10 protein-coding genes, 1 tRNA gene and 3 pseudogenes are annotated in these 12,420 nt (G+C 65.8%); 5 read left to right on the plus strand and 9 right to left on the minus strand.

Features of this window, described 5'->3' with window-relative positions; genetic code table 11:
- The first annotated feature begins 32 nt into the window (after positions 1 to 32).
- Positions 33 to 1,197, plus strand: a pseudogene (locus HTUR_RS15095) (PQQ-binding-like beta-propeller repeat protein).
- A gap of 2 nt (positions 1,198 to 1,199) precedes the next feature.
- Complete coding sequence (locus tag HTUR_RS15100; RefSeq protein WP_012944185.1) at positions 1,200 to 1,775, plus strand: hypothetical protein; 576 nt, start codon at positions 1,200 to 1,202, stop codon at positions 1,773 to 1,775.
- A 224-nt stretch (positions 1,776 to 1,999) separates the two neighbouring features.
- Here HTUR_RS15100 and HTUR_RS15105 read toward each other — a convergent pair whose 3' ends face one another.
- The gene (locus HTUR_RS15105) at positions 2,000 to 3,031 is read right to left on the minus strand and encodes a hypothetical protein (RefSeq protein WP_012944186.1); all 1,032 of its coding nucleotides are present in this window, start codon (positions 3,029 to 3,031) and stop codon (positions 2,000 to 2,002) included.
- Between the two features lie 163 nt (positions 3,032 to 3,194).
- Here HTUR_RS15105 and HTUR_RS15110 point away from each other — a divergent pair, with 163 nt between their 5' ends.
- The 3 genes and pseudogenes from HTUR_RS15110 to HTUR_RS28025 form a co-directional block, all read left to right on the plus strand.
- On the plus strand, positions 3,195 to 4,676 hold the full coding sequence (locus HTUR_RS15110) for a sensor histidine kinase (protein ID WP_012944187.1): 1,482 nt from the start codon (positions 3,195 to 3,197) through the stop codon (positions 4,674 to 4,676).
- A gap of 119 nt (positions 4,677 to 4,795) precedes the next feature.
- Positions 4,796 to 5,107, plus strand: coding sequence for a hypothetical protein (locus HTUR_RS15115; protein WP_012944188.1), 312 nt, complete (start codon positions 4,796 to 4,798; stop codon positions 5,105 to 5,107).
- A 308-nt stretch (positions 5,108 to 5,415) separates the two neighbouring features.
- Positions 5,416 to 5,737, plus strand: a pseudogene (locus HTUR_RS28025) (hypothetical protein); the annotation flags it as partial.
- Positions 5,738 to 6,401: 664 nt separating this feature from the next.
- On the opposite strand, the pseudogene HTUR_RS28030 reads toward HTUR_RS28025, so the two are convergent.
- From HTUR_RS28030 to HTUR_RS15150, 8 genes and pseudogenes are all read right to left on the minus strand, one after another.
- Positions 6,402 to 6,615: pseudogene (locus HTUR_RS28030) on the minus strand (DUF7563 family protein).
- 250 nt (positions 6,616 to 6,865) lie between these two features.
- A tRNA-Ala gene (locus tag HTUR_RS15120) sits at positions 6,866 to 6,937 on the minus strand.
- An 87-nt stretch (positions 6,938 to 7,024) separates the two neighbouring features.
- Complete coding sequence (locus HTUR_RS15125) at positions 7,025 to 7,381, minus strand: hypothetical protein (protein ID WP_012944190.1); 357 nt, start codon at positions 7,379 to 7,381, stop codon at positions 7,025 to 7,027.
- Positions 7,382 to 7,447: 66 nt separating this feature from the next.
- The gene (locus HTUR_RS15130; protein WP_187291459.1) at positions 7,448 to 8,140 is read right to left on the minus strand and encodes a rhomboid family intramembrane serine protease; all 693 of its coding nucleotides are present in this window, start codon (positions 8,138 to 8,140) and stop codon (positions 7,448 to 7,450) included.
- Positions 8,141 to 8,341: 201 nt separating this feature from the next.
- Entirely contained in the window at positions 8,342 to 8,650 is a 309-nt protein-coding gene (gene rpsJ, locus HTUR_RS15135; RefSeq protein WP_004215311.1) for a 30S ribosomal protein S10, read from the minus strand.
- A complete protein-coding gene (gene tuf, locus HTUR_RS15140; protein ID WP_012944192.1) occupies positions 8,651 to 9,913 on the minus strand; it encodes a translation elongation factor EF-1 subunit alpha in 1,263 nt (420 codons plus the stop codon).
- 529 nt (positions 9,914 to 10,442) lie between these two features.
- Positions 10,443 to 10,832, minus strand: coding sequence for a NifU family protein (locus HTUR_RS15145; protein ID WP_012944193.1), 390 nt, complete (start codon positions 10,830 to 10,832; stop codon positions 10,443 to 10,445).
- A 96-nt stretch (positions 10,833 to 10,928) separates the two neighbouring features.
- Entirely contained in the window at positions 10,929 to 12,347 is a 1,419-nt protein-coding gene (locus tag HTUR_RS15150; RefSeq protein WP_012944194.1) for an LVIVD repeat-containing protein, read from the minus strand.
- Between the last annotated feature and the right edge of the window lie 73 nt (positions 12,348 to 12,420).

The raw sequence follows: 12,420 nt of genomic DNA on the forward strand, positions 1-12,420 counted from the left end.
ATTTACACGTTCGCCGTGTGACCGATCGATCGATGCCCTCCAGACGACGACTGCTCGCCGGCGTCGGAGTCGGTGCCGTTGGACTCTCCGGCGGCAGGCACCTCTTCGACGCACCAGTCTCGACCACGAGTGACGTCGAAACCGACTGGCCGATGGCACGCTACGATCCCAGCGGAACGGGATACAATCCGAACGCGACGGGACCGAAAGACGGCGTCGAGGTCGCGTGGCAGCGGGATACGGAGTCGAACATGTTCTGACTGTCGGCACCGATTCTCGTCGGGGAGACGCTGTACGCGGTCAGCCAGCGGTCGCTGGTCGCGTTCGAACGCGATACCGGCGAGATTCGATTCACACGGGACGGCCAGTACTGGTCGTCGCCGGCTCGAGCCGCGGCGAACGCCTACCGAAGCGACACGCTCGCCGTCAGCGGTCGACAGGGAATCTACGGGCTGAGCGCCGACGGGGGCTACGAGCTGCTCGGACGATCGGTCGGCACCGAACGCTGGCAGAGTCCCGATCGAGAACCCCAGCGGTGGTCCAGTTCGCCGCCAGGGGAGCAGTCGCCCGTCGCCGCGGACGAAACGGTGTACGCGATCGTGCCTGAGACCGATTGCGTCGTCGCACTCGACGCGAGCAGCGGTCGCGTCCGGTGGGAGCGAACGGTCGGCGACGAGCGATCGAGCGGATCGAATCGACCGGCGATCCGCGACGGGGTCGTTTACGTCTCGAGTTATCCCGGAGACGCCGATGACCTACCGCGAGTTCCACCCGCCGACGGCGACGGACGAGGGACTCGTCATCCCCTATCGGACGGGCGTCTCGCTGCTCGATTCGGACGACGGCAGCGTTCTGTGGGAATACACCCACGACGGGAACGCTACCGACGGCAGCGCCGCCGTCGCCGACGGAACGGTGTTCGTCACCGACGGGGAGGAGTCGCTGCACGCGATTGACCTCGAGCGCGGCGAGCGGGAGTGGACCGCCGAGTACGGTCCCGACACGGATCCGGCCGTCGCCGACGGCGTCGTCTACCTCGGGTATCAGATCCCCGAACTGGTCGCGATCGACGCCGAGACGGGCGAACAACGGTGGCGCTACGAGGAGGCGACGTACTTCACGCAGCCGATCGTCGGCGACGGCGTGCTGTACGTCCTCACCGACGACGGACTGCTCGCCCTCGAGGAGGCCGAGTAACCATGACTGACGGACACAATCACCCGTCGAATCCGCCCGAATTCCGCCGGGGGCAGCGAAACCCGCTCTCGGTCGCACTCTCTCGCCTTCGGTATGATCCCGTCCTCTTCGTCCCGTTTCTCCTCGTTGGGCTTCTCCTCGCGGTCGTCGACTGGCTCCACCGACGCGATCCGATTCCAACCCACGAGCGGACGGGACTGGGTACGGACGGAGTCAATATTCAGATCGAGTACGTCGGCTATCCGACGGGGATCGGCCAGACGCTGCGCCCGCTCGAGTCGCTGATCGGGCTCGAACCGCATTACCTCGGCTGGGGGCTCGCCTTGTACGTCCTGCCGCTGGTCGCAGTCACCGTCGCCGGCGCCGCCACGATGGCCCGCGTGATGGATCGCCCCGTTCGGTTTGCGGACGTCACCTCGCTGTTCGGATTCGTCGTCGCGCTGGACCTGCTCCAGCGGCTGCTCGGTTCTATCGCCGTCCTCCAGGAGATGGGGCTGTGGGGATTCGTCCCCCTCGCGATCTACTTCGCGCTGTTCGTGAGACTCTTTCTCGTTCCGGGACTGCTCGTCGCCGGGTGACCGCTGCGGCCGGCACTCCGGGAGAGCGGTCGGTTCGCGGACGGACGCGGCTGGTCCCTCTTCGCGCTGATCCTGGCGATCGGACTCGCGGCGTGGCTGCTCTCGCTCCTCCCGGTCGTGGGACCGGTGCTGAGCAGCGCCCTCGTCGCACCCGTTCACGCCGTCGCGATCGGTGTCGTTCTCAAGCGAGACGGCGTCCTCCGGCAGTCGACTGGTCGGCTCGATTAGTCCGAAACCGCGACCAGTCCGCGCGGCGCCTGCGTCTCGAGGCCCGCCGTCCAGTCGGTATCGATCCCGACCCAGGAGTCGCCGAAGTCCTCGCTGCGGAACAGCCCCCAATTATTCAGCGCGTAGACGACGCCGTCCGCGCCGGTCGTCTCGAAGACGGCGCGGACGACGCCCTCGCCCGTCGGGAGGCCGCGGTCCTCGAGTCGTGCCCACGGCTCGTCGCCGAGCCGACGGTAGACGTGGGTGTCGGCCCGCTCGGCCGTGTGGGCCGTCCGGGCGCCGCTGGCGCTCGAGACGATGACCGCGTCCGGATCGGCCGGGTCGACGGCCAGCCCCCAGCAGTAGGTGTGCTCGAGGCCGTCCTGCGGACGGCGCCAGGAGTCGCCGCCGTCGTCGCTCACCGCGTAGCCGTCGCCGGCGGCGGTGTAGACCCGGCCCTCGCGGTCGTCGTGGGTCGCGAGCGTGTGGTTGTCCCGCCGGGAGCCCTCGGGGCGCTCGCGCCACGTCTCGCCACCGTCGGGGCTCAGGACGAATGCGCCCGCTTCGATGCCGACGTAGAGTCGATCCGGATCGAAGGGGTCGACCTCGAGCCAGCGGACGTGGTGGGTGTGGGGTCGCGGCGGGAACGCCCACTCCCCGGCCGACGGGAGGTCGGTCAGTCCCTCGAGGTGCGTCCAGGTGTCGCCGCCGTCGGTCGAGCGGTAGACGCGACTCGGTTCGGTCCCGGCGTAGATCACGTCCGGATCGTGCGGGCTGATCGCCAGCGCCGTGACGGCCTCGCTGGCGAACTCCGTCTCGAGGCGTTCGAACTCTCGTTCTCCCGGCTCCGTCGCCTGTCCGCGGGTGCGATAGAGGCCGTCCTCGAAGGTGCCGACGAAGACCCGATCGGGGGCCGCCCGCGAGGCGGCGAGACACTCGATCCTGTGGCCCTCGAGTCGAGTGCTCGCGTGGCTCGTCCCGCCCGGTTCGGTGTCGTCACCCGCGTAACAGCGGAGCCGGTCTCGCATCGCCGCGTAAAGAGTTACCATATGACTCGAAGACGGCGGCTATCACCAAACAAGTCGGGGTGGGTGAGCACGGGATGGGCGAGCGGAATCGCCGGTCGAGGTGTCGGCGAAATCATTCCGAGGTGTCGATAGAATTGCCAATCGATTTATCACCGTCGTCTTCCCATCACGTACTGTTCCGACGATGTTCACCAGTGCTCGCCGCACGTCGACGTACGTCCGGGAGTACTCGGTTCCGATCGCCGGGCTCGGGTTGCTCGCGATCGTCGGCGCGTACGTCCTGACGTTCGGCGGCCCCGTCCCCCTGCTCGTCCTCGAGGCGGCGGTCCCGACGGTGATCGGGATCGGACACGTCTGGTACGGGCTCCGGACGCGGACCCGCGAGGAGACGACGCGGCGGGCGGATATCGTCACCGTCGGCTCGGTGGCCTGCGGCGCGATGGTCGCGCTCTTCTGTGCCTGGTGTATCTATCTGCTCTCGATCAGAATTGGCTTTTCCGGCGGGTTCACCCAGCCGGTGATCAGCGCGCTGAGCACCGGGATGGCCTTCGGCGGCCTGCTCGGCCACACCTACGTCGAGTTCACCCACTACTACCGCGAGAGCGAACGGCTCTCGCGGGCGGTCGACGCCTCGATGGACGGGATCGCCGTCGTCGTCGACGACGAACACGCCTACGTCAACGACGCCTACGCCTCCCTCTACGACGTTCACGACGCGGCGACGATCGAGGGGACCGAGTGGGCCGAGCGGTACACGAACGCCGCGCAGGCGACGATCGAACGCGAAGTGCGCCCGGCGCTCGCCGAGCGAAACTACTGGCGCGGGACGCTGCTCGGCCAGCGAGCCGACGGGACGACGTTTCCACAGGACGTGACGGTCAGCGCCCTCGAGCACGGCTACGTGGTCGTCGCCCGCGACATCACCGAGCAGCGCGACCGGGAGCAACGGATTCAGGTGCTCAACCGCGTCCTCCGGCACAACCTCCGGAACGCCGCGACCGTCATCAAGGGCCACGCTAGCCTCATCAGCGAGAAACAGCCCGCTCTCGAGCGCGAGCACGTCAGACCGATCCTCGCGGAGACCACCGACCTGATCGAGACGGCCGACAAGGCCCGCGGCGTCGAGCGGACGCTCGAACGCAACGGGGACGCCGATCTGATCGACGCCACGGCGGCGGTTCGCTCGGTCGTCGACCGCGCGCGGGCGGCCTACCCCGACGCGCGGATCGTCTCCAGAACCGACGAGTCGGGGGCGAGAGCGACCGTACCGACCGTCGACGGCAGCGTCGTCGACGCTCTGAACGAACTCGTCGACAACGCCGTCGAACACAACTCGACCGCCGACGAGGAGAGCGCGGACGACGACCCGACCGTCGAAGTCGCGGTCCGGACTGTCGACTACGACGGCGACTTCCGGCTCGAGTTTACCGTCGCCGATAACGGCGACGGGATTCCCGAAACGGAGCGCCGGGCGGTCCTCGACGGCGCGGAGACGCAACTCGAGCACGGCTCCGGACTGGGGTTGTGGCTCGTCAACTGGATCGTCCAGAACGCGGGCGGCGATCTGCGGTTCGCCGACCGCCCCGACGGCGGGACGGCCGTGACGCTGTCGTTTCCGTACGAATGCGCCGCCGGCTCGAGACCGATTCTGCTGGACGCCCTGTGATCCGCGCCGCGGCGACGTCTCGATCCACCGCGTAGCGCAGCGTCGGTCCCCCCGACAGTCACGACACCGGGAGTACCACCTGAATTAATATGACTCGAATTCCTACCGATCGGTCGAGTATGCCAATCCAACCCCCCGCCCCGTCGACCCCCGACCGGCCCATCCCCGCGGGCGAGGACCGCGTCCTCGCGACCACGTCTCAGCTGGCCGGTCGCGTCGAAGACGCCCTCGACTGTCGACTCAACGCGGCCGTCCTCGAGGACCTCCTGCTCGAACTCGACCGCGGCGATCTCGTCGAGTGGGTGACCGTCACCCGCGACGGCGAGTACCTCTGGGACCTGACTGACGCTCCCGAACGAATTGCCGACGTCGTGGCCGCAATCGTCGTCGAGCGTCTCGAGCAGTGGGTCGAGGCGCGGGCTGCCGAGTGAGGATCGATTTACGGCTCGAGCGGTGAGACGTGCTGTCTCGAGACGATGACTCTCGAGTATGGCAGCTACCTCCGATGTGTACTACAGACGTGGACTCGCCGTAATGGTGAAACCCCGCGCTGTCGAACCGTCATCTTCTCGCGTTCGGTTCTCGCGTCGTAGTGCTCGTACAGCACCTCGAGAGACGTCCATCCGCTTGCTGATCGTTTCCGGCGCCGTCTTCTCGTTCAGGAGGTTCGTGATCGCTCCCCGGCGGACCGCGCGGGGCGATCGTGTCGAGGAGCATTTCCAGGGACTCGAGTCGCTAGAAGCGCCGGCTGGAACTGGAGCGAGCCAGTTGGCGCGACGCCCGATTCGGGAACGGAACGCCCGTCGGGAGTAAGAGTACGATGCTCGAGCATAGCGACGGCCAGCCGGGGAATTTCAAGGTTTATCGCGAATATCACGAGAAGCTGCGACGTGCGGACGGCTGGTACTGTCTCGGCGTCTACCGGCCTCACGGCAGGCGGTTGCACGATCGTCAAGGACAAGGTGGTTCGCTCGAGCAATCTCCCGCTACTCCGCTGGCATGGAGGTGGAGACCATCGCGGAACCGAGCAGGCGAAAATCGCAATCAATTCGATTTTCTAACACCCCTTTTAGTTCGAATTGTTATTTGATAACGAATACCGTGGCATTCAAGGTCGAAGTTGTAGAACTGGGGATCGGGCTGGAGAGAACCACCAGCACCACCTACCTCTCCAGCCCATTCACTAGTCGTGTAGTGAGGTCTATAATGGTTCTGCATGAGAAGTTATGCCAGCGACCTACGGTTTCATTTCTCCTTTTGGTACAACTGAAACGGATGTTTCTACGTCGAAAGTAGCAGCTCGAGTCGAGAGCGTCTCGGCGGTCTCCCGGCGCTGCTCGCGGGTGAGATCGTCGCGCTTGAGGACAGTCTGAGCCGCGGAGACGAGCGAATCGATGTCTTCGCAGGCGACTCGTGGCGGCCTGTGAAGACTGTAGATCGATGTATGCGGCTTTTGAAATGCCGGATGGCGAAATCTGTCCGATCGGGAATCGGAAAGGATGCGCATCCTGTGGCGAGACAGAGTTGCATCCGCTACCGGAGTTCGCAGACGAACCCAAAAAAGTGAACTTCGACTGAACAGTATCGCTCGAGGAGTGTCCGCCGTCGATACGGATCTCTCGCTGCTCGAGCGCACGGCGAACGTCGGCATTGGTCGCTTGATGGGCCGGATGGGCGATAGGCATCCGACTATCGACGTCGTATAGCCGACTCGCCGGGACGAACTCAGACATCTGCCTCACCCCGTGCCGACCGGGCGACGTCTTCGCTAGCGGCGGAGCCGCGACTCAGGCGCGCATAGGTGTCGCATTTTCTGCGCGGTGGCTCGATCGCGGTTGTCACCGAAAACACGGCAGAACCGATCGGAAACGTGGGTGCCGCAGTGACGGCAGACCGAGTCGTCGACCGACGGCCACGGAGCGACCGTCACGCCGACCACCCCCGATTTCCTTCGATGAAACCGCAGGGCAGCGCGGAGGCGAATACCGCACTCTCAATCACTCGGTTTTCAGGAGTGGTTTATACGCTCGAACCGCACCTGCATAATTCGGAGTCAGCCGCTACAGCAGCGACTAACCGGATAACTCGAAACGTTACAAAATTTTGATGGGGTCACCGGGAGTCACGCGAGCGAAGCGAGTGTGACTACGGCGAGTCCACGACTGAACGAGCGAAGCGACGTGAAGAAGTGGACTCGCCGGGATTTGAACCCGGGGCCTCTTCCTTGCGAAGGAAGCGATCTGCCACTGATCTACGAGCCCTCGCCCCTTTCTAACCGGGGTTTCTATTTGTAGCTTGTGTTTCGGAGACGGAGCGACAGTCGTCCGCACGCTCGAGTCGCCCCACAATCACCGCTCGAGCACACTACGAACGTCCTGCACGCCCAGTACCGCCAACACGCCGGTGGCCAGCAGGAGCACGAGCGCCACGGTCCCCATCCCGGCCGCCGAGAACGTCAATGCGAAGTGCGCCGCGAAGGCCGCCCAGAGAAACCAGATCCCGGCCCACTGTCGGACGCGGACGAACGCGCTCGCGGTCACGACGCCGGCGTAGGCTAGCAGGGCCACGGTCCGGGAGAGCGAGGCGGTTCCCTCGAGGAGCAGTCGACCCGCAAAGATGAGGACGACGGCGGCGACGGCCGCCCACGCGAGGTTGAGCTCCCGTTCGGCGACGTCGATCGCCCGCTGGACCTGAGTCGGTGCCATACGTTCCGTACGAACAGGTCGGAAAAATACCTTGTCTCTCGACGACCGACTCGCGGCCGTCGCGTCTCAGAGCCGCGCGGACCCCGACCGCGATGGGGTGCCGACGTTGAGGACTCGAGCGCGGCCGGCTATCAGGCCGAGCAACAGGCCGGTGAAGTGTGCGAGCAGGGCGACGCCCGGCGAGGCGGTGGCCATCGTGACGGCGATCGCAAGGCCGAGAAACACCAGCGCCGACAGCCACGCGGGGACCTCGACGAACGAGGCCAGGCTGGCCGACAGGCGGTTCGAGGCGATCAGGTAGCCCAGCAGGGCGAAGACCGCGCCGCTGGCGCCGAGCACGCCGCCCGTTGCGGGAACCGGGGTCACCAACGCCGCGACGTTCGTGAGGAGGATCTGGGCGACGCCGGCGATCGCACCCGTCACCGCGAAAAACACGTGAAATCGGAGCCGCGTCGTCGCGCGTGCAACCGGCCAGCCGAAGACGATCAACGCGAGGCTGTTCGAGACCAGATGGCCGACGCCGCCGTGAGCGTAGACGCTCGTCACGACCGTCCACGGGTTGGTCGACAGCGGCGGCGCCAGCACGAACAGGCCGGCCATCAGCCCGACGCTAAGCAGCGCCGCCACCTGCTGGAGGAGGAAGACGACGACGAAGACGGCGAGCAGATCGACGATCGGACTGCTCGAGTCGTCGGTCGACGACTCGGCGCCGGTCCCCGACCGCATCCCGATCCCCGATCGTGACGAACGATCTGCCATGGGTGCTAGTGGAACGGCGCGCCTCAAAAGTGTCCGCGTCGACACTGACGGCTCTGGAGTGCCTACAGAGCGTGTCGATGGGAATTCGGAGACGGGAATCGGTACTGGTACCGATACGCGGCCGCTCTCGATGCTCGTGACGGCCGCGTCGCTATCGAACGATAATAAACGATGAAAATCGCAACCGCAACCGCGATCGCCTCAGTCTTCGAGGACGATCTCGATCGAGACGTCGTTCGGCACCTGGATGCGCATGAGCTGACGGAGTGCGCGTTCGTCGGCGTCCAGGTCGATCAGGCGCTTGTGGACGCGCATCTCCCAGTGCTCCCACGTCGCGGTGCCCTCGCCGTCAGGCGACTTCCGGGTCGGGACCTCGAGGGTCTTCGTCGGCAGCGGGATCGGACCGCTGAGGTTGACGCCGGTGTTGTTCGCAATCTCGCGGACGTCGTCGCAGATGTCGTCTAAGTCGTCTGGACTCGTGCCCGCGAGTCGAACGCGTGCCTGCTGCATTTATTTCTCGTGGACTTCGAGGACCTTCCCGGCCGCGATGGTCTGACCCATGTCGCGGATGGCGAAGCTCCCGAGTTCGGGAATCTCGCTGGACGGCTCGATGCTGAGGGGCTTCTGCGGTCGGATGGTGACCACAGCAGCGTCGCCCGACTGGATGAAGTCGGGGTTCTCCTCGGCGACCTCGCCGCTCGAGGGGTCCATCTTCTTGTCGATGGACTCGATCGTACAGGCGACCTGAGCCGTGTGGGCGTGGAAGACCGGCGTGTAACCGGCCGTGATCACGCTGGGGTGCTGCATGACGACGATCTGGGCCTGGAACGTCTCGGCGACGCTCGGCGGGTCGTCGGCGGGGCCACAGACGTCACCGCGGCGGATGTCGTCCTTGCCGATGCCGCGGACGTTGAATCCGACGTTGTCACCGGGTTCTGCCTTGGGCACCTCTTCGTGGTGCATCTCGATCGTCTTCACTTCGCCGCCCACGTCGCTGGGCTGGAAGGAGACGTTGTCGCCGGTGTTCAGGAGACCGGTCTCGATACGTCCGACGGGGACGGTACCGATACCCGAGATGGTGTACACGTCCTGAATCGGGAGTCGGAGCGGTGCGTCCGTCGGCGGCTCCGGTGCCGGCAGGTCGTTGAGTGCCTCGAGCAGGATTTCGCCGTCGTACCACGGCGTGTTGTCCGAGCGCTCGGCGATGTTGTCGCCCTCGAACGCCGAGATCGGGATGAACGAAGCGTCGTCGGTGTTGAACTGGACCTGCTTGAGCAGCTGGGTCACTTCCTCGACGACATCGTTGTACGTCGACTCCTCGTAGTCGACGATGTCCATCTTGTTGATGCCGACGATGAGTTCGTCGATACCGAGGGTACGAGCCAGGAAGACGTGCTCCTGGGTCTGGGGCGCGACACCGTCGTCGGCGGCGACGACGAGGACGGCGTTGTCCGCCTGGGATGCGCCCGTGATCATGTTCTTCACGAAGTCACGGTGGCCCGGACAGTCGACGATGGTAAAGTCGTACTCGTCCGTGGAGAACTCCTGGTGGGCGATGTCGATGGTGACACCGCGCTCTCGCTCTTCGGCGAGGTTGTCCATGACGTAGGCGAACTCGAAGCCGCCCTTGCCCTTCTCCTCGGCCTCTTCTCGGTGCTGTTCGATGACGTGCTCGGGTACGCTCCCCGTCTCGTAGAGGAGTCGTCCCACGAGCGTACTCTTCCCGTGGTCAACGTGGCCGATGATGGCCAGGTTCTGGTGTTGGTCGCTCATTGTTGTAGCTCACGCGCAGAGGCGCTTATATCGGTCTCTTTGGCTCGTTGCGGTTAAAACCATTTCGAAAGCGTATTCAACCGAACCCGACGCCCTCTTGCGGTTTGCTGAGCGTTCACACGGACCGAAAGGTCCGGTGCGGCGGTCGCCACACGACAGACGGCGGCGCGATCGACGCCGTTCGGACAGTCGATCCCGACTCGAATCGGCAGTTCGATCAGTCCATCCGGCCCTCCCTCCGCACCGTACCGTCGAGCGCCGCTCTGGACGAATTAGACACAAGGCCGGACGGAGGATGTCTGGTGACTACGGAGGACGTCCCACTCCATTGCCCTCGAGATCCACTCCAGCACGCGCGAAATCTCGAGGGTGCAACTCGAGCGGCCCACCGCTACGCGCAAAACCAGGGAGTGGAGAGCGAGGGGTGCAAAGAGCGGAGACGCCGGCGAAGAGCAGAGACATCGGGTAGACAGCTCTGAGTCATCGGTCGAAGAAAATCCGAACGGTCGAGGTCGGACGCGGCGTCGACTTAGAGGTGGTCCTTGCCGGGGTTCGAGGAGCCCCAGTCGCCGCGGCCGCCTTCGGTGCGGTCGACGCCCATGATCGACTCGGCCTGGTCGGGACCGCCGAGTTGCTCGCGGGCGTCGGGGACGCGGACGGTGACCTCGTCGATCTCGGGCCACTTGATGAGTTCGGCCTCGATGTTGCCCGTCGTGACGTCGCTGACCGAACAGCCCTTGCAGCCGCCGCCGAGTTCGATGATGACCTCGCCGGTCTCGGAGTTGACCTCGCGGACGGCGCTGGTCCCGCCGTGCATCTGGATGATCGGCATCTCCCGGCTGAGCCAGGTCTCGACGCGCTCTCGGAGCGACGGCTCGCCGTCGTCCTCGGCGTCGGATACCGCGTCGGAATCAGTCATTAGTCGGTCTAACACGCGAGCGCTGAATAAGGTTTTGACGCGTGTTAGCTACTATCAGGATCGTTCCTGACGGTTTCGGGGATGGCGCGCGCTCGGTCACCGATCGTCGCCGCGTCGACGGACCCACTCGAGGGCGGCCGCACTGCCGGCGAGTCCGATCCCAGTGCTGAGTCCTCCGAAGCCGGGAACCCGGTCGCTGAGGGAATCGTTCCCGTCGCCATCGGAGCCGTTGTCGTCGCCGCCCGTCTCGAATCCGTCACTCTCGAGTCCGGTCGGAAAGGTGTACAGCGCGCCGTCGATGTCCGTGGCAGGGAGCCGCGACGTGCTGCTCGCGACGACCGTCGCGCCGTCGTTGGCGACGCGTGCCGTCCAGAGCGCGGCGTCGTCGGTCGCCCGCCAGTGGGCGAGTCCCTCGGGAGCGGCGGGGTCGCTCACATCGTGTATTTTGATGCCGCCCTGGTACCACGCCGAGTAGAGGCGCCCGTCGCGTAACTCGAAGTTGTGGGCGGTCGTCCACTCGCCGCCCCTGCGGGACGCGTCGTCGCTTTCGGGCGGCTCGATCGACGCCAGCGGCTCCGGCGCCGACGGATCGGTGACGTCGTAGAGGTCGATCCCGCCCGGCCCGTCCGGCGCCGAGCCGCCGGTCGTCCAGGCCTCGCGACCGACCGCGAGGAGCTCGCCGGCGTCGTCGACCGTCGCGTAGTGGTCGTTGCCCGGCAGGCCGTAGACGGCCTCCCTCTCCCCGTAGCTTCGGTCCCTGCTGACGTCGGGGTCGCGCACGTGTGAGACATACTTTGGATCGCTCGGGTCGCTGACGTCGACCAGATAGGTGCCGGCGTCCCAGAACGGGAAGACGGCGAGGTCGCCGTGGACGGTGACGTCGTGGAGATAATGGACGTACCAGTAGACGTCCTCCCACTCGGGGTCGTGGTCGAGTAGCGACCAGCGGCCGACCGCCTCGGTGTCGTCGTCGCTCGTGTCGTAGATGACGAGCGCGGTATCGTCGGGGCCGTTGTTGACGACGTACAGCAGCTCGTCCGCGAAAAAGCAGTTGTGGATGTGAAAGCCGGTCTCGTAGCGGTCGACGACCGCGGGGTCCGCGGGGTCGCTGACGTCGTAGAGTTCGAACCCGTTGAACTCGCCGAACCCCTCGTCTGCGGGCCCGACGACCGCGAGTCGGTCGCCGTCGACTTTGACGTCGAAAATCCGCGTGAACTCCTGGCCGTCGGCCTCGAGCCGAGTTCGTTCGGCGAGCAGCTCCGGCGCGGTCGGGTCGCCGAGGTCGACGGTCGCGAACCCGTACGTCGTGGCGAGGTACGCCGTCTCGCCGTGGTCGTCGATGACCACTTCGGCGGGGTCGCTGTCGGGTAGCTCGAGCTGCCCGAGCGGTTCGAACGAGTCGGGGACCTCCTGGCTGGCGCGCGGCGTCGCTGTGGACGTCCCGACCGCCGCTCCCGAGACGGCCAGGACGGCGCCGGCGGCCCCACCCGCTCGGAGGAATGCTCTCCGCTGCATACGTCATCAACCGTCGCTCGCGTCAAAAGTACGTGGAAAGCGGACGCAAGGGTCGGTACCGTCGTCGACGCGT

The organism is Haloterrigena turkmenica DSM 5511 (genome assembly GCF_000025325.1).
In the GTDB taxonomy this organism is placed as follows: domain Archaea; phylum Halobacteriota; class Halobacteria; order Halobacteriales; family Natrialbaceae; genus Haloterrigena; species Haloterrigena turkmenica.

Excerpts from the sequence above, each read along its gene's own strand:
- tuf (WP_012944192.1), bottom strand. The coding sequence starts at position 9,913 with ATGAGCGACCAACACCAGAACCTGGCCATCATCGGCCACGTTGACCAC.
- HTUR_RS15110 (WP_012944187.1), top strand. The coding sequence starts at position 3,195 with ATGTTCACCAGTGCTCGCCGCACGTCGACGTACGTCCGGGAGTACTCG.
- HTUR_RS15105 (WP_012944186.1), bottom strand. The coding sequence starts at position 3,031 with ATGGTAACTCTTTACGCGGCGATGCGAGACCGGCTCCGCTGTTACGCG.
- HTUR_RS15130 (WP_187291459.1), bottom strand. The coding sequence starts at position 8,140 with ATGGCAGATCGTTCGTCACGATCGGGGATCGGGATGCGGTCGGGGACC.
- HTUR_RS15125 (WP_012944190.1), bottom strand. The coding sequence starts at position 7,381 with ATGGCACCGACTCAGGTCCAGCGGGCGATCGACGTCGCCGAACGGGAG.
- HTUR_RS15115 (WP_012944188.1), top strand. The coding sequence starts at position 4,796 with ATGCCAATCCAACCCCCCGCCCCGTCGACCCCCGACCGGCCCATCCCC.
- HTUR_RS15150 (WP_012944194.1), bottom strand. The coding sequence starts at position 12,347 with ATGCAGCGGAGAGCATTCCTCCGAGCGGGTGGGGCCGCCGGCGCCGTC.
- HTUR_RS15100 (WP_012944185.1), top strand. The coding sequence starts at position 1,200 with ATGACTGACGGACACAATCACCCGTCGAATCCGCCCGAATTCCGCCGG.
- HTUR_RS15145 (WP_012944193.1), bottom strand. The coding sequence starts at position 10,832 with ATGACTGATTCCGACGCGGTATCCGACGCCGAGGACGACGGCGAGCCG.
- rpsJ (WP_004215311.1), bottom strand. The coding sequence starts at position 8,650 with ATGCAGCAGGCACGCGTTCGACTCGCGGGCACGAGTCCAGACGACTTA.